15 protein-coding genes are annotated in these 18,878 nt (G+C 70.7%); all 15 read right to left on the reverse strand.

The genetic code is table 11. The features are described from left to right. Positions 1 to 9: 9 nt before the first annotated feature. The gene (locus tag AB0B57_RS17050) at positions 10 to 1,002 is read right to left on the reverse strand and encodes an NAD-dependent epimerase/dehydratase family protein (RefSeq protein WP_357070064.1); all 993 of its coding nucleotides are present in this window, start codon (positions 1,000 to 1,002) and stop codon (positions 10 to 12) included. Positions 1,003 to 1,077: 75 nt separating this feature from the next. Beyond that, positions 1,078 to 1,731 carry a TOPRIM nucleotidyl transferase/hydrolase domain-containing protein gene (locus AB0B57_RS17055; RefSeq protein WP_357070066.1) on the reverse strand — a complete coding sequence of 218 codons (654 nt, stop codon included), beginning with the start codon at positions 1,729 to 1,731 and terminating at the stop codon, positions 1,078 to 1,080. Positions 1,732 to 1,846: 115 nt separating this feature from the next. After that, positions 1,847 to 2,797 (reverse strand): sugar kinase, encoded by a 951-nt coding sequence (locus AB0B57_RS17060; RefSeq protein ID WP_357070068.1) that lies wholly within the window; start codon positions 2,795 to 2,797, stop codon positions 1,847 to 1,849. Next, complete coding sequence (locus AB0B57_RS17065; RefSeq protein ID WP_357070070.1) at positions 2,790 to 3,428, reverse strand: bifunctional 4-hydroxy-2-oxoglutarate aldolase/2-dehydro-3-deoxy-phosphogluconate aldolase; 639 nt, start codon at positions 3,426 to 3,428, stop codon at positions 2,790 to 2,792. Before AB0B57_RS17065 ends, AB0B57_RS17060 begins: the two co-directional genes overlap by 8 nt. Further along, the gene (locus AB0B57_RS17070; protein WP_357070072.1) at positions 3,425 to 3,706 is read right to left on the reverse strand and encodes a hypothetical protein; all 282 of its coding nucleotides are present in this window, start codon (positions 3,704 to 3,706) and stop codon (positions 3,425 to 3,427) included. The genes AB0B57_RS17065 and AB0B57_RS17070 overlap by 4 nt, the downstream gene beginning before the upstream one ends. Before the next feature lie 99 nt (positions 3,707 to 3,805). Next, complete coding sequence (locus AB0B57_RS17075) at positions 3,806 to 5,845, reverse strand: beta-galactosidase (protein WP_357070074.1); 2,040 nt, start codon at positions 5,843 to 5,845, stop codon at positions 3,806 to 3,808. 71 nt (positions 5,846 to 5,916) lie between these two features. Then, the gene (locus tag AB0B57_RS17080) at positions 5,917 to 6,888 is read right to left on the reverse strand and encodes an acetylxylan esterase (protein WP_357070076.1); all 972 of its coding nucleotides are present in this window, start codon (positions 6,886 to 6,888) and stop codon (positions 5,917 to 5,919) included. Positions 6,889 to 6,930: 42 nt separating this feature from the next. Further along, positions 6,931 to 8,076 carry a galactonate dehydratase gene (gene dgoD / locus AB0B57_RS17085; RefSeq protein WP_357070078.1) on the reverse strand — a complete coding sequence of 382 codons (1,146 nt, stop codon included), beginning with the start codon at positions 8,074 to 8,076 and terminating at the stop codon, positions 6,931 to 6,933. Continuing rightward, the gene (locus tag AB0B57_RS17090; RefSeq protein ID WP_357070080.1) at positions 8,073 to 9,338 is read right to left on the reverse strand and encodes an enolase C-terminal domain-like protein; all 1,266 of its coding nucleotides are present in this window, start codon (positions 9,336 to 9,338) and stop codon (positions 8,073 to 8,075) included. The genes dgoD and AB0B57_RS17090 overlap by 4 nt, the downstream gene beginning before the upstream one ends. Positions 9,339 to 9,393: 55 nt before the next feature. Continuing rightward, positions 9,394 to 11,616, reverse strand: coding sequence for an FAD-dependent oxidoreductase (locus AB0B57_RS17095; RefSeq protein ID WP_357070082.1), 2,223 nt, complete (start codon positions 11,614 to 11,616; stop codon positions 9,394 to 9,396). Positions 11,617 to 11,637: 21 nt separating this feature from the next. Then, on the reverse strand, positions 11,638 to 12,477 hold the full coding sequence (locus tag AB0B57_RS17100; protein WP_357070084.1) for a carbohydrate ABC transporter permease: 840 nt from the start codon (positions 12,475 to 12,477) through the stop codon (positions 11,638 to 11,640). Further along, complete coding sequence (locus tag AB0B57_RS17105) at positions 12,474 to 13,274, reverse strand: sugar ABC transporter permease (RefSeq protein ID WP_357070086.1); 801 nt, start codon at positions 13,272 to 13,274, stop codon at positions 12,474 to 12,476. Before AB0B57_RS17105 ends, AB0B57_RS17100 begins: the two co-directional genes overlap by 4 nt. 153 nt (positions 13,275 to 13,427) lie before the next feature. Continuing rightward, on the reverse strand, positions 13,428 to 14,741 hold the full coding sequence (locus tag AB0B57_RS17110) for an extracellular solute-binding protein (RefSeq protein ID WP_357070088.1): 1,314 nt from the start codon (positions 14,739 to 14,741) through the stop codon (positions 13,428 to 13,430). Next, positions 14,738 to 15,634 carry an NAD(P)-dependent oxidoreductase gene (locus AB0B57_RS17115; RefSeq protein ID WP_357070090.1) on the reverse strand — a complete coding sequence of 299 codons (897 nt, stop codon included), beginning with the start codon at positions 15,632 to 15,634 and terminating at the stop codon, positions 14,738 to 14,740. Before AB0B57_RS17115 ends, AB0B57_RS17110 begins: the two co-directional genes overlap by 4 nt. After that, positions 15,631 to 18,834: a sugar-binding protein gene (locus AB0B57_RS17120; protein WP_357070092.1), complete on the reverse strand. Its 3,204-nt coding sequence runs from the start codon at positions 18,832 to 18,834 to the stop codon at positions 15,631 to 15,633. The genes AB0B57_RS17115 and AB0B57_RS17120 overlap by 4 nt, the downstream gene beginning before the upstream one ends. Positions 18,835 to 18,878: the final 44 nt, after the last annotated feature.

Consider the following 18,878-nt stretch of genomic DNA (forward strand, 5'->3'; position numbering starts at 1 on the left):
GCGGACCGGTCAGGCGGCGAGCACGGCAGCCTCCCGGGTCGGGTCCAGCCCGATCGAGCTGCGCTGCGGTCGCCCGGCTCGCGGCGGAACCGCGCCGACCTCGCGCAGCCAACGCCAGGTGTCGTCGACGGTCTCGGTCACCGGCCGGCAGGTCAGCCCGGCGGCGAAGACGCGGGTGACGTCCCGCTCCAGCAACCCCCGGTACGGGTGACCGACCGGCAGCCAGATCGGTAGGTCGCTCCACGGCTGCACACCGGCGGCGAGGATCGGCGCCGGATCGGTCCAGCACAGCCGGGCGTCGGCACCGGTGACTGCCACACACGCGTCGAGCAGCTCGCCCATCGTGGTCTGCGCCCGCCGACCGATCGCGTTGAACGTGCCGCCCACCCGCCGGGCGCCCGCGTCCAGCATCCAGCCCGCCAGGTCACGGACGTCGATGTACTGCACCGGCAGGTCCGCCGGCCCGGGGGCGAGCACGTCGCCGCCCCGCTCGACACGCCGCAACCACCAGGGCAGCCGACCGATGTCCTCCCCCGGGCCAAGGATCAGCCCGGCCCGGGCGACCAGCGCCCGCTGCCCGAAGACCTCCCGCACGGCACGCTCCGCACCGGACTTGAGCTGCGGGTAGTCGCCGTCGACGGAGTCCGGGTCGGCGTCCACCACCGGGGAGTCCTCGTCCAGCCCGGCAGCGGCCGGGTCGGCGTAGACCGACCCGCTGGACACGTACACGTAGTGGCCGACCGCGTCGACCAACGCGCGCGCGGCGTCCCCGGCAGCGCGTGGCGCGCCGTCCCAGGTGTCCACCAGCAGGTCCCACTCGCCGCCGGCCAACGCCGCCAGGCCGTCCGGCGCGCTGCGGTCACCCCGCAACCGGTGTACGCCGGGAGGCACCGTCCCGTGCAGCCCTCGGTTGAACACCGTCACCGACCAGCCACGGCGGACCGCCTCGGTAACCGTCGCACCGCCCACGAAACCCGTGCCACCCAGCACCAGCAATCTCATCCGCCCACCCTGCCGGTGCGGGCCGGCGATCGACAGCCCTGTTCACCGGTAGCAGATCTGCCGGTGGCAGAACCGTCAGCCGAGCAACCGATCCAGCGGTCGGGGGATGGCGCCCGGGTCGACGGCGCGGACGAGCGCGGCAGCGTACCGGGCCTTGCGACCGCTCATCGTGCCCAGGAAACGGCGCAGTTGCCGCTCGATCGTCCGCCCGCGCTGCGCGGGCTGCCTCTGGAAGATCCGGAACCTCGCCAGATCCCGCTCGGCATCGATGACCCGCTCGACACCAGCGCTGCCCAGCGCGCGGATCAACTCGTCCTCCAGGTCGGTCACGCACACACCGAAACCGAGCGCCTCCATCGCCGACCGGTCCAGGGCGGCACCGAGGCCCGCCTGCTCCAGGCCACGGCGGAAGAAGCCCTCCTCGGCCTCGTCGCACAGCCCCCGTACCGTGATGGCGAGGCCCTGCGGTCCGAACAGCCGCAGGTACCGGCCGACGCTCATCGCGCCGCCGAGCGGCACCACGCAGACACCCTCACCGGCGAGATCACGGTGCCGTCGTTCCGCCAGGGCCTCCACCGCGTGCTGGTCGCTGACCCCCTCGACGAGGACGACCATACGCAGACCGGCCGCCGACTCCCGGGCCGCGGCTGCGGCCGTCGCGGCGGCGGGACCGCCGGCCGCCCAGAGGTGTACGGCGGCTCGGAAGCGGTCCGGCTCGGGCACGGGCACGGGACCGAGTCTCGCAACGGTTGGTCCACCCCCGCCACCGAATTCACGACGGTCGGCCAAAGATGTCGAACGTCCTCGAGGTCGGTCTGCGGTTGCGGGAGCAGTCCGCACCGAGTCACCGCACCACATCCGGGCCGGTGAGCAGGCCGAGCTCCGCGCGCGTCGGCAGACCCTCCCAGTCACCCGTGGTGGACACCGCGAACGCCCCGCAGACAGCGCCGCGGGCCAACCGGCCCGCCGGGGGCAGCTCGTCCAGCAGACCCGACAGGTAGCCCGCGACGAATCCGTCGCCCGCCCCGACGACGTCCACGGCCGTCACCGCGACGGCCGGCACCCGTGCGACGTCGCCGCCGGCCAGCACGAGGGCGCCCGCCGCACCGAGCTTCAGCACGACCTCCTCAGGGCCGAGCTCGGCCAGGCCGCGGGCCAGCTGGACCGCGTCCACCGGCCCTGGCCGATCGAGCACGAGGGCGGCCTCCTCGGCCCCGGCGAACACTGTCGCAGACCCCGCGACCAGTCGACGCAGCACCGGCCGGGCCTCGACCTCGGACCACAGGCGACGCCTGTAGTTGACGTCGAAGGTGATCCGGGTGCGGGCCCGGCGGGCCGCCGCCACGATGGCCTCGACCGCGGCGCGTGGTTGTTCCCCGAGCGCCGGGGTGATTCCCGTCAGGTGCAGCACGCGCGCCGTCGGCAGCACGTCGGCGGGAACGTCGTGCGGCCCCACCGCCGCCCCGGCACCGCCCGTGCGGTAATAGGCCACAGCCGCCCGGTCTGCGGTACGGCGGTGACGGACCAGCAGACCGGTGGGCCGGTCCGCGTCGCGAGCGACCGCGTCGACAGCGACGTCTTCGGCGCGCAGCGCGGCCAGGATCATGTCACCGAAGGCGTCCGAACCCAGACGCCCGATCCACCGCGCCGAGTGGCCGAGCCGCCGGACCCCGATCGCGACCGTCGACTCCGCCCCGGCGAACGACAGCTGCGCCGCGGCGCCGGGGCGTGGCGGGCCGACGGCCGTGGCGCGCACGACCGCCATGGCCTCGCCCAACGTGACCAGATCAGGCATCGGCCGGCTCCGGGCGCAGCGTCCGTACCAGGGTCTCGGCTCGGCCGGCGAGCGCGGCGAGGTCGCCACCGTCGACCGCGTCGCCGACGAGCGGCCCGCCGATACCGACCGCCCGGGCCCCCGCCCGCAGATAGGCGACGCTCTCGGCGGCGGAAATGCCCCCGGTCGGCACGAGCGGGATGTCCGGCAGCGGCGCACGCACCGCCCGCAGATAGCCGACACCGCCGACCGTCCCGATCGGAAACACCTTCACGAGCGCCGCGCCGGCCCGGACGGCAGCGAGGATCTCCGTCGGGCTCAGCGCGCCGCACACGACCGGAACACCGGCGTGGACGCCAGCCGCGATCACATCGGGCACCACAGCCGGCGTGACCAGGTACCGGGCGCCGGCATCCACGGCCGCCCGGGCCTGCGCGGCATCCAGCACGGTGCCGGCCCCGACGACGAGCCCCGGCGTCCTGGCGGCACCCGCGATGGCGCGCAGCCCGCCGGGCGTCGTCAGGGCCACCTCGACCGCCGTGACCCCGGCCTCGGCCAGGACATCGAGCACCGCCGGGACGTAGCGGACCGACCGCGCGCGGACGATCGCGATCGCCGGACACCGGGCCAGCGCACCGGCCAGCGCGCTCACCACACCACCGTAGGCGGTACCGGAACCGGCGCGACCGACCGCACCCGAAGCGGCCCGTCCTCGACCGACGCCACCGAATCGACGGACTTTCGTGCGGTCACCGTCCACAGCGGAGCACAGGAACCGACCGCCAGGGCGGACCGCTCGAGCCACGGCCCAATGCGCAGGTCGCGGTCGCCCGACCAGTCGAGGACGCCGCACTCCTCCTCAGCCGCCGCTCCCATCCGCGGATGCACGTCGAGCGGCGGATCAGGTTCCGTAGCGGTAATCGTGGACACTCAAGGAGCTCCTCGCTGAGGATGGGCGGGCCGGCCTGCGAGATCGCGCGGCACGGTTCGGTCCAGGCGGCGCCGCAGCGGGCGCCGAGGGCCAGGTGATCATGATTTACCCGCCGGGTCCGGGACCGCGGCGCGACGCAGGACCGCTACGGCGCGCGGTGCCAGGACTGCGGTCCCGGCGCCGAGCCGTTCGCCGCCGACGGCGGAGATGTCGAGGGGCTGCCCAGTACGGTTGATCAGGAACCAGTACGGTCCGCGTACGGCCAGTTCGACGCGACCGCGCAGGCCCGGCGGGAGTTCGCTGTGGATGCCGGCTCGTTTCGCCAGGTCGGCCAAGACGACGCTGAGCCCGTCGGGCCGCAGGCGGGTGGAGACGTAGGCGGCGGATCCGGAACCCACGGCCCGACGGGTGATGGCCGGGCGGCCAGTCTGGCCGCCGTGGCTGTACCGGGCCAGGACCTCGGTCGTGGGGTCCGTGAGGTCGATGCGGTCGGTCCACAGGGTGCCGACCGTGCCGTTGTCGAGATCGACGCACTCCTCGTCGGGCAGGGGAGCGAACTCTTCGATCCTGATGCCGAGCAGATCGCGCAGGGCTCCCGGGTAGCCGTCGAGCCAGACGTGGTCGTGCTCGTCCACGATGCCGGAGAAGTAGGTGGTGACGAGGTGGCCGCCGCCGGCGACGTAGCTGCGTAGCCGGTCGGCGAGTGCGCCGGGCACGACATGCAGGATCGGGGCGACGAGCAGACCGTAGCGATGCAGCGGCGCGTCGACGGGGACCACGTCGGCGCGGATACCGAGTTTGAGAAGGGCGGTGTACCAGTCGAGGGCCTCCTGCCGGTAGCGGAGCCGGTCGCTGGGGTGTGCGTCGTGTTCCGCCGTCCACCAGGATTCCCAGTCGAAGACGATGGCCGTGCCGGCCGGCCGGCGCGTCGTGCCGGCCACCTCGGCGAGATCGCGCAGCGTGGCGCCGAGATCGGCGACGGCGCGGAAGATGGTGCTGTCGACGCCGGCGTGGGGCACCATCGCCGAGTGGTACTTCTCGGCGCCCGCCGCGGACTGGCGCCATTGGAAGAAGCAGACCGCGTCGGCGCCGTGGGCGACGTGCGTGAGCGAGTCGCGGGCCATCTCGCCTGGCTCCTTGGCGACGTTGATCGGCTGCCAGTTGAGCGCGCTGGTGGAGTGCTCCATGAGATACCACGGCCGCCCGCCGGCCAGGTTCGCGGTGAGGTTGGCCGAGAACGACAGTTCGTCGTGCGCCTGCGGGCCCGGCGTCGTGTAGTGGTCGTTGGCGATGAAGTCGACCTCGGCGGCCCAGTCGGCGTAGTTGATGGCCTTGGACCAGCCCATGACCATGAAGTTGGTGGTGACGGGAATGTCCGGGGTCACTTCGTACAGCACGGATCGTTCGGCGCGCAGGTGGTCCTTGAGCGCATCGGAGGAGAACCGCTTGAAGTCCAGTTGCTGCGTCGGGTTGGGGTGCGTGGTCGCCAGCCGTGGTGGCAGGATCTGCGCCCAGTCGCTGTACTGCTGCGACCAGAACGTGGTCGCCCAGGCCCGGTTGAGGGCCTCCAGGGTGCCGTACCGGCGGCGCAGCCAGTGCCGGAACGCGGCTGCGGCGTCGTCTGAGTAGTCGTAGGCGTTGTCGCCGCCCAGTTCGTTGTTGACATGCCAGGCGGTCAGCGCCGGGTGGTTGCGGTACCGCTCGGCGAGTGCGCGGGTCAGGCGGAGCGCATGCGATCGGAAGATCGGCGAAGTCGGCCGCCAGTGCTGCCGGGCGCCGGGCCAGATGGTGCGGCCGTCTCGGTCGATCGGCAGGATCTCCGGGTGCATCGTGGTCAGCCAGGGCGGCGGGGATGCGGTCGCGGTGGCCAGGTCGACGGCGATGCCGTGGGCGTGCAGCAGGTCCATGACGTCGTCGAGCCACGCGAAGTCCCACACGTCCGCCTGCGGCTGGATCCGGGCCCAGGAGAAGATCGCCAGGGAGACGATGTTCACGCCGGCCACCTGCATGGCTCGAACGTCCGCGTCCCAGATGTGGCGGGGCCACTGCTCGGGGTTGTAGTCGGCGCCGAACGCGAGACGGCTCCGGGACGGATCCGATGGCCAGCGCAGCCATCGGTGATTGGGGTGCGGCTGCATGCCGGCTCCTCCTTCGCGGTGCTGCTGATGGTGACGTGATCCCGGTCGCCGGCGGGTCGGCTGTGCCCCGCTCACCCGCTGAGCGGCTTGGCGGCAAACCTCAGCTTTTCGGCCTCATGGAACGCCTGGCCCCCTTCGTGGCCGTTGAACGGGTAGACGCGGATCTCCTTCGGTCCCGCGTAGTGGTTGTACGAGGCGAACACGGTCGAGGGTGGGCAGGCTTGGTCCATCAGCCCGACGGAGTACAGCGCCGAGGCGCTGGCCCGCTTGGCGTGGCTGACCGTGTCGAAGTACGAGAGCGTGCGCAGCACCTGATCCCGTTCGTCTCGGCGGACCTTGAGATAGCCGGTGATCTCGGCGTACGGCGAGGCGTCGGTGATGGTCAGCGCACGGGAAAAGTCGGCGAGGAACGGGACGTCGGGCATTGCGGCCACAAGACCTGACGCGAGGCCGGCCACGGCGGTGGCGATTCCGCCACCCTGGCTGGTCCCGGTGACGGCCACCCTGCTCGGGTCCACCTCGGACAGCTCACGTACGGCGTCGACAGCACGGACCCCGTCGGTGAAGACCCGGCGGTAGTAGTAGGTCTCCGGACTGGCGATGCCTCGGGTGGTGAAGCCCGCGATCGCGGGGTCCCCAGTGGGGTCAGGATCGGGTGTGTCGCCCCTGGGGCCCTTCGCGCCCTGACCCCGGGTGTCCATGATGAAGTGGGCATATCCGGCCATGGCCCACAGCGGTCTCTCATGCGGCAGGCCGCGGCCCCCGCCGTATCCGACGTACTCCACCACGGCGGGCAGTGGACCGCTGCGGGTGACGGGCAGGTGCAGCCAGGCCTTGACCGGATTGCCGTCGTAGCCGGCGAAGGTGACGTCAAGGGTGTCGATCACTGCGAGCCCGTTGTCGGCCGGTGTGACGGTGAGATCCAGCTGATGGGCGCGCGCGTCCTGGAGCGTCGTGGTCCAGAAGCTGTCGAAGTCCTCCGGCTCCGCGACGTCGGGCCGGTAGCTGCGCAGAAGGTCTTCGGGCAGGTCGAACAGTGCCATGGCATCTCCACGGGGCTGGTTGGTCGGGAGTCGGGTGGGTCGTCACCACTCGGTGAACGCGCCGTCCGGGCCGCGCCAGACGGGGGAACGGAACCGGTGGCCTCGTGCCGCCGCCTCGCGCACCGCATTTTCGTCGACGTCGATGCCGAGACCGGGTGCGCCGAGTCGCTCCACGTGCCCGTCGCGCAACCGCAGGACGTCGGCGTCGACGAGATAGTTCAGGCCGTCCTGGCCGTTGTTGTAGTGGATGCCAAGGGCCTGTTCCTGAATGAGAAAGTTGGGTATGGCCAGGTCGATCTGCAGGCATGCGGCCAGGGCGATGGGGCCGAGCGGGCAGTGCGGGGCCAGGACGGCGTCGTACATCTCGGCGACCGCGGCGATGCGCCGGACCTCGGAGATGCCTCCGGCGTGCGAGAGGTCAGGTTGGACGACTGCCACACCGGCGTCCAGGACGTCCCGGAACTCGCGCCGCGTGTAGAGCCGTTCGCCAGTGGCGATCGGCAGTGCGGTCGCCGTGACGATCCGGGCGATGTCGCTGGAGTACTCCGGCCGCAGCGGTTCCTCGACGAACAGGGGCACGTACGGCTCCAGCAGCGGCAGGAGGCGACGGCTGGCGGGGATCGAGGCTCGGCCGTGCAGGTCGATCGCCACGTCGTTGTCGGGACCGATCGCCTCCCGGACCATGGCCAGGAGATCGACGACGGATCGCAGGACCGCGGGTGTGTCCAGGAACGCCATCGCGCCCGGCGGCGCGATCTTGACGGCGGTGTATCCAGCTGCGATCGCCGCCGCGGCGGCTTCGGCGACCTGTTCGGCGGTCTCGCCGTACGCCCAGCCGTACATCCGGACGCGGTCGCGTACCGGCCCGCCGAGCAGTTCGTGGACCGGTGCCCCGCGGACCTTTCCGGCGATGTCCCACAGCGCCTGGTCGATGCCGGCGACGGCGCTGGACAGCACGGGGCCGCCACGGTAGAAGCCGCCGCGGGTGAGGACCTGCCAGTGGTCTTCGATGCGCATCGGATCGCTGCCGATGAGCAGGTCGGACAGCTCACCGATCGCGGCCCGGACGGTCTCGGCGCGGCCCTCCACGACCGGTTCGCCCCAGCCGACGACACCGTCATCGGTGGTGATCTTCAGAAAGAGCCAGCGGGGCGCCACGAGGAAGGTCTCGACACGGTCGATTTTCACGGGGCCACGATCCCGCCGTCGAGATGCCGTACCTGGGCCGACCACCGTTCGTGAAGGTGCTCCACGGGCGGGTACTTGGCCGCCTCCGCCTCGTCGAGGCCGATGCCCCACCCGGGTGCGTCCGACGGAAAGAGGAAGCCGTTGCGGGGTGCGAGCGTGCCCGGGAACACCGCGTGGACGGCCGGTGCGTACTCGTGGCCCTCCTGGACGACGAACGCCGCGCTGGTCACGTCGAGCGCGACGTTCGCCGCCGCGCCGACCGGGGACACGTCGGCCGGCGCGTGCCAGGCGGTGCCCACACCGTGGAGTTCGCACAGGGCGACGAGCTTGCGCGCCGGGCTCAGGCCGCCGATCGAGGAGATGTGCAGACGCAGCAGATCGACGCCGCCACCCGTCACGAGCCGGGCCGCGTCGGCCACCGACGCCACCTGTTCCCCGGCGGCGATGGGCATGGGTGCGGCCGCGCGGACCTCGCTCAGCCGGTCGTAGAACTCCGGGGCGATCGGATCCTCCAGGAAGAACAACCGGTACTCCTCGAGCCGGCGGACCAATCCGACAGCCTGCTTGACGGTCAGCCGGGAATGGACGTCGTGCATCAGGTGCGGCTCGGGCCCGAGGGCCGCGCGGGCCTGCGCGAACAGGTCCGGAGTGTCGCGCAGGTAACGGTGCACGTCCCACCCGCCGGGATGCGGTGTTCCGGTGTACTCGCCGGGCGTGGCCGGAGCGCCGTAGGTTCCGGCGCCGGGGCCGCCGACCTGCAGCCGGACGTGCCGGTAGCCCCGATCGAGCAGGACGCGGGCCTGCTCCAGGGTGTCGTCGACGGTGGCCCCGCCGGCGTGCAGGTACGTGTCGGCCGCCGCTCGGACCCGCCCGCCGAGCAACTCGTAGACGGGCATGCCGGCCCGTTTACCGGCGATGTCCCACAGCGCCTGGTCGACGCCGGACAGGGCGTTGTTGGTGACCGGGCCGCTGCGCCAGTACGACGAGAAATGGATCATCCGGAAGATGTCCTCGATGTCGGCCGGATGGCGGCCGACGAGCAGCGGCGCGACATGACGGTCGACGGTGGCGGCGACCGCGTGGAACCGCTGGGTGAATGTCGCGCATCCGAGCCCGTACAGGCCGGGATCGGTGGTGTCGACCCGGACGACGACGAGGGGCACGCCCTCCGGGGCGGTGACGATCGACCGGACGCCGGTGATGCGCAGCCGGTCACGGCCGGGCCAGGGCGCCTGCGTCTCCGGCATGGGACTGAGGGGCACGGACGTGGTCTCCTGTTCGAGGATCGTTGCTTCGGTGGACTGCGACGGCAGACCGTCAGGCGTGGGCCCGCACGGCGATCAGCTGGGCCGACCCGGTGCCGTTGGTGGCGGTGACGACAACCCTGATCCGGTCGGTCACGATCGGGGCCGCGAGACTGTGCGTGCGGCGCCGCTGCCGGTTGTCGGCCACCGACACGAGCGGTTGCCAGCCGGCCCCGGCGGCACGGGCCTCGATCCGGTAGTCGCGCACGAGCGTCGGCATGAGCGTGAACGGCATCCGGTGATGGGGCAGATTGATCAGGTCCTCGTTGACGTCGTCGTTGGCGATGATCTCGACCCGGCTCACCGTCACCGGCTCCGCCCAGGCCAGTTGCAACCACGGCTCGCCGTCCGTGGCGAGGGGCCGCGACATCCACAGGTGCGGTCCGGCGAAGGGGCGCAGGTACCCGTCGACCACCTTGTCGGCGGAGTAGGCCGCGGTCGGACCGGTGCGCAGGCAGAAGGTCCGGCGGCGGAGGGCGCCGCTCTTCCACTCGAGCACCGGTTGCCGCTCCTCCAGGTCCGGCGTCGGCGGCACGTGGGACAGGGACAGAACGCCGGGGACGGTCGTGTCCGCGATGTGCAGGGTCACGGCGCGGTTGGCCCGCACCCGCAGGAAGGCGTTGCGCGCGGAGGGCGGCGTCCACTCCAGCGGAAGGCGGACCCACTGCCCGGCGCCCGCCCCGACCGGGACCTCCGCGCTGTCGACAAGCGTGCCCGGTACGTAGTTCTGCCCGAGGCCGGGGTCGTAGAGGTCCACCACGAGCGTCGTGGCCTCGGCCGCGTCGACGAGAAGTTCCAGCCCCGCCAGGACGGGATCGACCGGCAGCACGATGCCGGCGTCGGCGGTCAGCGGCCACTCCGCACCCGGTTCGGTCACCTCGATCCCGTCCAGCGTCGAGGACGCCGTCACCAGGGCCGTGCGGGCCTGATCGGTAGGGTCAGCCGCGGCCACGCCGATGAGGGACGCGTCGGAGCGCAGGAGCGTCTGTTGCAGGTGACCCACGTCGAGTTCGCGTGGGGCCACCTGCCGGTCGAGGCACAGGACGGCGGCGGTTCCCGCCGCCTGGCCCAGCGTCGCGCAGGTGGCCATCACCCGGGTCGACCCGAATGCGATGTGGCTGGCCGAGACGTTGCGTCCGGCGAACAGCAGGTTCGTGGTATTCACCGAGTACAGGCAGCGGTAGGGGATGTGGTACACGCCGTCCGGGTGCAGGTGTTTGGAGGCGGCCTCCGTCGCGTACATGCCCTGCGGGGGATGCATGTCGATGGACCAACCGCCGAAGGCGATCTGGTCGGGGAACTCCGTCTGGCCCATGATGTCGTTCTGGGTCAGCACGTGGTCGCCGATGAACCTCCGGTACTCCCGCTTGCCGGGGACGGCCCCGACCCACTCCAGGGTCATCGTGTCCGCGTCGAACCGGCCGGAGTTCTTGATGTGGTCCCAGATGCCGTAGATGACCGACCACAGTTCGTCGCGGATGACGTCGTTGTCGTGGACGGTGTCCAACTCGCCGCCGTACTCGATCCACCAGTACGCGGTGCCGTTGTCGCCGGCCCGGATAAGGCGCTGCTGCGGGATGCTGGTCCGCGTGATGTCCTTGGCGAACGACGGCGCCACGTAGGTGACCGGCTCACCTGCGTCCTTGGTGTAGAAGAGCAGGGTGCTGCCGAGGGTGATGTCGTCGGCCTCGGCGGGCGCCCAGGGTTCGCCGTACTGGCCGCTGGCCTCGCGGCCGATGCGGTACTCGGCGCCGGCCAGGTGTCCGATCAGGCCGTCACCGGTGCAGTCGAGAAAGATCGGCGACGAGAAGTGGATGAGCCGCTCGGAGCCCATCATCCACCCGGTGACGGCGTGGATCTGCCGCGCCTCGGGCGGCCCGCCCGCCTCGACGTCACGGACGTCGGTGTTGAGATACAGGGAGATGTTCGATTCCGCCCGCACCGCGTCGAGCACGACCGTGTCCCACACGTACGGGTTGCCCTGCGGGTTGCGGTACTGGTTCTCCACGAACAGCTCACCCATGATCCCGCCTTCGCGGGCGTAGTGGTTGTCGCCGTGGCTCGTGGCACCCACCACCCAGACCCGCACCTCGCTGCTGGAATTGCCGCCCAGCACCGGCCGGTTGTTGATCAGCGCGACCGTCCGGCCCAGGCGGGCGGCGGCGATGGCGGCGCACACACCCGCCAGACCACCGCCGACCACTGTGATGTCGTGTGCGGCGTGTTCAACACGCATCGTTGTGAGCCTCCGTCGGTGTCACTTGAGCCCGGTGCGGCTCAGTGCGGACAGGAACTGGCGCTGGAACACGAGAAACACGATGATCATCGGCACGACCGACGAGGTGGCCGCGGCCATGGACAGGCCACCGGCGAGGCCGCCGTCGCCGTCGACGAAACGGGTCAGGCCGACGGGAAGCGTGTAGTTCTCGTCGGTGGAAAGCATGATCAGAGGCGTCTCGTAGCTGTTCCACGACCACACGAAGCCGAGAATCGCCAGTGCCGCGAGGACGGGCCGCGCCATCGGAAGGTAGATACGCCAGTAGATCGACCACTCGCCGGCACCGTCGATGCGGGCGGCCTCGGCGAGCTCTCCGGGCACGGCGGAGAAATGCTGGCGCATCAGGAAGGTGCCGAAGACGGTGAACATGCTCGGCAGGATCAGCGCCCACAGGGTGTCGTACAGGCCGACGGCCTGGAAGAACATGAACCGGGGCACGAGCAGCAACTGGGTCGGCACGATCGAGGTCGCGATGTAGAGCAGGAAGAGGCGGTCGCGACCTTTGAACCGCATGCGGGCGAAGGCGTACCCGGCGAGGGAGGACGTGAACAGCTCGCCGGTGACGGCAACGGTCGCCACGATCAGGGAGTTGCCGAAGTAGCGCAGCAGGGGCGGGTCGCCGGCCCACACGTCGACGTAGTTGACCCACCGAACCGGGTCGGGAATCCACGTCACCGGAAGCGTGAACACGTCGATGTTGCGTTTGAGCGAGGCCGAGATCATCCACAGCAGCGGAAGGGCGAAGAGCACCGCGATCGCCCACATGAGAGCGCTCAGCACCCAGGTTTGCAGGGTTCGGGCATTACGGCTGCGGGTCATGTGTAGAGCCCCCGTCCCTTCTGGAACCGCCACAGCACCAGCGTCAGCAGCAGCACCGCGGCGAACGTGACGACGCCTATCGCCGCGGCGTAGCCGAACTTGTAGGCCTGAAATCCGGACTGGTACATGTAGTAGGCCAGCACGGTGGTGGACTCCCCCGGGCCGCCGCCGGTCAGGAAGGCGATCAACCCGAACCCCTGCGACGTGCCGATGAACGACGTGATCGCCAGGAAGATGGTGGTCGGCATGAGGCTCGGCCACGTGATGGTGCGGAACCGGCGCCACGCGCCGGCGCCGTCGATCATCGCCGCCTCGTGCAGGTCCTGAGGCAGTTCCTGGAGAGCGGCCAGGTAGATCACCGCTTGGTAGCCCATGCCGGCCCACACCTGGATGAGCACGAGCGCCGGCAGAGCCCAATCCTCGGACACCAGCCAGGTCGGCGGCTCGGACAGACCCAGGATCCGCAGGGCCTGGTTGAGCAGCCCGGCGCTGGGGTTGAGTACGAGCAGCCAAACCATACCGATGGCGACCGTGTTGACCATGCTGGGTACGAAGAACACGACCCGCAGCGCGGCCCGGCCGACCAGCGGCCGGTTGAGGGCCAGTGCGAGCAGCAGGCCGAAGGCGATCGACATCGGCACGCCGAGGCCGGCGAAGAACACCGTGCGGCCCAGGGCTTTCCAGAACTTGGGGTCGGCGAACAGTTCGGCGAAGTTGTCCAGGCCCACCCACTCGATTCCGCCCAGGCCGGACAGCACGTTCCAGCGGGTGAACGCGATGCCCAGCCCGGCCAGCATCGGACCCAGAGTGAAGGCGATCAGTCCGACGAGATTGGGGGTGATGAACAACCACGGCAACCAGGAGCGGACCTCGGAGGGCCGGCGCCTGTTCTCCCGTACGACGGGCGGTACCGGCGACCGGGCTGGGCCAGCCAGAGTCTGCATGTGTCTCTAGCCCGCCTTTTTGATCGCCGCGTCGCACTGTTCCTTGGCGGTTCGGGCCCACTGATCAAGGCTGATGTTGCCGAGCAGGACCCGCTGGTTGAGCCCGTTCACGATCGTGGAGATCTCCGCGTGTGCCGTCTGGATGGTGTCCACGGGGATCCGCGCGTCCGAGGTCAGCAGGTTGGTGACCAGCGACCGGTCGTCGAACAGCTTCGCGGCGTCGGGTCCGCCCAGATCGGCGGCCAATTTGGCGGTGTCGCCACCGGGCAGCGACGGCAGCCGGCCGCCGGGCACCATGTGTGCCGCGCCTTCGCCGAGCCAGAACTGCAGGAGCGTGAAGGCGGCGTCCTGGTGGCGGGACTTCTTCGTGATGGCCACGTTGTCGCCGTAGCCACCGGTGTTCCAGAACCGCGCGCCCTTCTGCGGCGCCGGCATCGGCAGCAGAACGGTCTGGAAGTCGTGCGGATACTCCTTGGTGTCCTTGATGTAGCGCAGGACGAACGGCTGGGAGATCCACATCGCCACCTTCCCCGTGAGGAACGGGGTCTGGGCGAACGCGTCCCACTTCTGCGCGACGATCTCGGTCATCGGCGCGGCGGATTTCTCGGCCATCATGTCCAGCCGGAGTTGGAAGTTCTCCCGGAACGCCGGGTGGTCGAAATTGGACTCGCGGCCGCCGGCCTTGTAGGTGAAGTCCGGGCCGATCTGCTGACGGGCAAGGTCCGGCGGGATCAGACACCCGTACACGCCGTTGCCGGACAGCTGTTTCGCGATCGCGCGAAAGTCGGCGGTCGTCCAGTCCGCCGGGACGGTGACGCCGGCCTTGTCGAGCAGGCTCTTGTTGGCCAGCACCGTCTCCACGCTGCGGCTGGCCGGAGCGGAGTACGCCTTACCGTCGAAGAAATTGTTGCTGGCCGGTTCCGTGCCAGGGGCGAAGACCTTCAACGCCGCGTCACCGGCGAGCCGGTCGGTGAGGTCGGTGAGCAGACCCGCCTCGACGCGTTTGGCCAGGGCCGAGCGCGCGTACGACACGACGACGTCGATGTCGAGACCGCCCTGCAGCGCGGTGTCGAGCTTGAGGTTGCCCTGGTCGTCGTTGACGTAACGGGTGTAGTTGACCTTGATGTTCGGGTACTTCGCGGTGAACGCGGCGAACAGGGCGTTGGGTCCGCTCTCCGGAGGGACTCCGCCCCACACGTTGAGGGTCACCGTGCCGGCGTCACCGGACTCGCCGCCCTTGCCGCAGGCCGAGAGGACGGCGGCGGAAGCCAGTCCGGCCGCGCCCGCGAGCAGGCGCCGGCGGCTGATCGTACGTGTCATGGCGTCACTTCCTGATCTGAGGATGGTGGCTGTCCGGGTAGGGACAGTGGGTAGAGGTGCTCGGGGGTGAAGCCGAGCAGCCGCGTGGCCCGAGCGGTGTCGATGGCGACGCCCCGGCCGGTCCATCGCGTCCGCCGGGGCACCCCCGGCAGGTGCTCGTCCAGCAGCGCCTCCGTATCGGTGGCGCTCAGGGTGTCCGGGGCGGCGACGAACACCGCGTGGAATCCCGTCACGGGGGCGGTGAGGGCCAACAGGCCGGCGCGGGCGGCGTCGCGGGTGTCCAGATAGGCCCACAGGTCGGTGGCCCCCCAGGACGGGTGTTCGGCGTAGTTGCGGGCGTAGGTGTCGAACTGGTCGTCGGGACCGCCGAGCAGCGGCAGGCGCAGTGCGACGACGGTCATCCCGTGCCGGCGGGCCATCATCGCGCCGATCGCCTCGTCGGTCTGCTTCGACAGCGCGTACGGGTCGGCTACCTGCAGCGGCAGATCCTCGTCGATGGGCAGGTAGGCCGGTGTCTGCGGGTACGGCGACCAGGGCAGACCGGTCACCGAAAGGCTGCTGGCGATGACGGCCCGGCCGACGCCCTGCTGAGCCGCCTCCTCCAGCACGGTGAACGTGGCCCGGGTGTTGGTGGTGAACACCTCGTGCGGTGTGCCGAGGGTGGGCGCTGGGATCGCCGCGCAGTGAAAGACGGCGTCGACCCCCGCGAGGGCGTCGCGTACCACGATCGGGTCCCCGGCGGATCCGGTCACCATCCGGCCCGCCTGGGTGTCGCCCGGGTCGTGCAGGTCGAGACCGGTGGTGGGGATGTGCCGGTTGGCGAACAGCTTCAGCGCCGCCCGACCCAGCCGTCCGGCCGCACCGGTGACCAGGACCCGCCGGGGCCCGCTCACGGCGCCATCACCTGCACCGGCCGCATCTCCGCGGTGTTCTTGGCCAGGACGATGCCGCCGCCCCACTGGATCCAGCCGGCCCGGCCGATGCCGTCGTCGTCATCGTTGACCACGAAGGACAGGGCGACCGGTGCGGTGGGCGGACCGGTCAACCCGAGGGCGGACCAGGGCACCGACACGCGGTAGGAGGTGGTGGTTCCGGTCCGGACGATCGCCGCCGTCGCGCCGGGCGTCGCCCCGGCCACTCCGCCGGCCGGTGGCGTGAAGGTGTACACGGCCGGACCGGTGCCCAGCAGCGCCGCGCCGATCTCGACGCGGGCGGTCGACCGCCCCGGAAGGTCGGGGCTGATCGCCAGTTGGATGGAGTCGCCGTCCCACATACTGCCGGCCGTCTTCGTCTGGGCGTGGACGTTGTCGGTCACGTCGGCCGTCAACCACAGGGCCTCCGCGGTGCGGGTGAGCTTGACGGTGCCCGACAGGTCCGACGCACCGCCGTAGGGAACCCGCCGGTAGTCGACCGCGCCGTCGGCCGTCAGATTCACGGGTACGACGGCGTTCTGTCCGTCGGCCTCGATCGGGTTGAAGCCGACGGTCCCACCGGCACGGAACGCGCCCAACTGTGCCGTGTCGACGCGCACCGACATGTCGGAGGACTTCCAGGGGACGATCCCCGCGACCGGGATGTCGACCGAGGTGACGGAGTTCGGCGGGACCGGGGCGACGCCGGTCACCGTGCCGCTCTGCGTCCCCACCGTCCACGCGATCTGCGAGACGTCCAGAGCCGTCGCCGATTTGTTGTTGGTGATCTTCACCCGCAGCGAACCACCGAGCGGCCCGACCGACGTCACGATCGGATCGACTGTCGCCACGACCGGATCGGTGATCATCGCGTCGTCGCGCAGCACCATCGACGCCGATCCCCCGGACCCGGCCCGCACGTGTACCGTTCGCGGGCCCTTCACCGTGCTACCGGGAACGGTGACGGTCTTCGTTCCCACCTGCCCGGCCGGCGCATACACCGCGTAGGTGTTGTCCTCGACGTGGAAGTTGGTCCACGTGCCTCCACCACCGTGGGTCCGGTCCACCTTCAGCGTCACCGGGATGTCGTCGCCCACGGCGACCGTGTCCGGAACCGAGACGGAGTACACCTTCGGGTTGCTCACCGCGAGGGCCGTCGGCTTGCCCTTGGTGAAGACCGGGTGCTCGGTCAGGTCCAGCGTCACCTTGCCCTGTAGGGGTTCCAGGGTGTTCGACCGGCCGTAGGCGTTGGTGACCGTGACGGGGGTGGTGGTGCTCAGCTCGACCTGGGTCGGTGTGGTCGCCCACATCACCCGGACCGGCACCTTGCCGGGCCCGCCGGCGAACTCGTACGAGTAGACACCCGACCCCAGGTTGTCGGCGGCACGGAAGTCCAGACCGGCGAGCTGGCGGATCAGCACCGACTGCGTGACCAGCGCCGGCTTCGGGGCGTAGGCGTTCATCCCCAGGTATCCGGGACGGCGCAGCACGCCGAAGTTGTACTCCTGGTTCGACGCGGTCGTGCCGTCGTTGAGGAAGTCGTACCAGTAGTAGCGGCTGGCCCCGTTGGCCACGGCCAGGCTGGCCGCCCGGACGAGGTAGTCGCCCTGCTGCAGCTCGGTGACGCCGCCGTTGGTGTGGGTCGGGAATCCGTTCTCGGTGATGTCGATCGGCATGTCGCGACCGTTGTTGTAGCGGCGGATCAGGTCCCTGAACGTCGGGATCAGGGTCAGGCCGCGGACCTCCGGCGGGGCCGGAAAGCCGTAGAGATGCGCGCTGAAGCGGTCCATGTACTGCAGGCCGCCGATCTGGAACAGCTCTTCCCACCACGCGGGTCCGCCGCCGGCCGGCGCGACGACCTCGGCCTGCGGGTGGTCGGCCTTCACCTTGGCGTAGGTCGCCTGCAACAGCGGTAGGTAGCACTGCGGGGTACGACCGCACAGGCCGTTGTTGAAGCCCCCGTCGAACTCGTTGTACACCTCGACCTTGTTGGTACCGGAGAGGGTGAGCATCGCTGAGGCGTAGGCGGCGAAGGCGGCGTGGCCTTCCGGTGTGCTCGGCGTCTTCCCGCCGTCGTAGAGCGGATTAGCGAACGCCGCGACCAGCAGAGGCTCCATGCCGTTGGCGGCCAGCCCGTTGAGGAACGGGGCGCCGTAGGTGGGCATGGTGTAGGTGCCGGCGGTCTTCTCCACATGCTGCCAGGACAGGGCGTCGCGGACGTGGGTGTAACCGACCTTCGCCATCGTGGGGACGAGACTGGGCGGGTCGCTCTGGGAGAAGTGGGTCCCGACTCCCCACGGCGCCCCGGGCCGCCGGGCGTCGGCGGGAAGCGCGTCCAGCAGCGCCACCGGCGTGTACCGGGTGACCGGGAGTCCACCCACCTCGGCCGTGACGCCGAGGGTGTAGTAGCCGGGCTTGACCGCGGCGAGGTCGACCGCCGCCGTGCCACCGGACACCGCGGCCGTGCCGCTGGCCGCCGGCACGCCCTGCTCGTCGGCGGCCGCCCAGCGCACGCTGGCGGCGCTGGAGGTCACCGGGATGGTCCGCGGCTCAGATCCGCTGAAGACCAGGTTCGTCGCGGTGATGCGCACCGCCTCGGCGGTGCTGAAGCTGACCGAGACATCGGCCACGCACAGGTCGGTGGCCGACCGCCCGAGCCGGCTGTCCCAGGAGGCGATGCGGAAGTCGGCGCCGGACGGCAGATCGCCCTTGAACTCGGCGTCGGCCAACTGGAAGACGTAGGAACGCCAGACGTTCCCGCCGGTCAGCGGGACGGCGTCGCCGGCCCGGTTCTGCCCTGTGCCGTCGTACTGGATCGTGAAGTGTCCGGGGCCGGCGTCGAAGTAGCTGACCTTGACGAACGCGTAACCGGTGGTGGCCGGCTGCCGGGCGGCGTCGACCCGGAAATACAGGAAGTCATTGGTGATCGGCGTCTGCGTGGTGGTCCAGCAGGGGCGGCCGCCCCGCTCGGTGGCCGCCGCGGAGATCTGGCCGGAGGCGTCGCCGGGATTGCCGGCCATACCGTTCCACTGTGGGGTCGCCGAGAGCACCGCGGAGGCTGCGGCGGCGTCGGCGGACGCTGGATGCGCGACGCCGATCATCGGCAGACCGATGAGGACGGCCAGTCCGGTCGCGACGCGCATCCGCCACCTGTGGCGGTGCACGTTCGAGGGTCGTGTCAAGGTCATCACCTCTCGGCTCAGCCACGGTCGACTCGTTGGCGCAT

This window comes from Micromonospora sp. NPDC049101 (assembly GCF_040648675.1).
Taxonomy (GTDB): domain Bacteria; phylum Actinomycetota; class Actinomycetes; order Mycobacteriales; family Micromonosporaceae; genus Micromonospora.

Coding starts and splice junctions, on each gene's coding strand:
- AB0B57_RS17050 (WP_357070064.1), bottom strand. CDS start 1,002: ATGAGATTGCTGGTGCTGGGTGGCACGGGTTTCGTGGGCGGTGCGACG.
- AB0B57_RS17060 (WP_357070068.1), bottom strand. CDS start 2,797: ATGCCTGATCTGGTCACGTTGGGCGAGGCCATGGCGGTCGTGCGCGCC.
- AB0B57_RS17075 (WP_357070074.1), bottom strand. CDS start 5,845: ATGCAGCCGCACCCCAATCACCGATGGCTGCGCTGGCCATCGGATCCG.
- AB0B57_RS17080 (WP_357070076.1), bottom strand. CDS start 6,888: ATGGCACTGTTCGACCTGCCCGAAGACCTTCTGCGCAGCTACCGGCCC.
- AB0B57_RS17095 (WP_357070082.1), bottom strand. CDS start 11,616: ATGCGTGTTGAACACGCCGCACACGACATCACAGTGGTCGGCGGTGGT.
- AB0B57_RS17100 (WP_357070084.1), bottom strand. CDS start 12,477: ATGACCCGCAGCCGTAATGCCCGAACCCTGCAAACCTGGGTGCTGAGC.
- AB0B57_RS17105 (WP_357070086.1), bottom strand. CDS start 13,274: ATGCTGGCCGGGCTGGGCATCGCGTTCACCCGCTGGAACGTGCTGTCC.
- AB0B57_RS17110 (WP_357070088.1), bottom strand. CDS start 14,741: ATGACACGTACGATCAGCCGCCGGCGCCTGCTCGCGGGCGCGGCCGGA.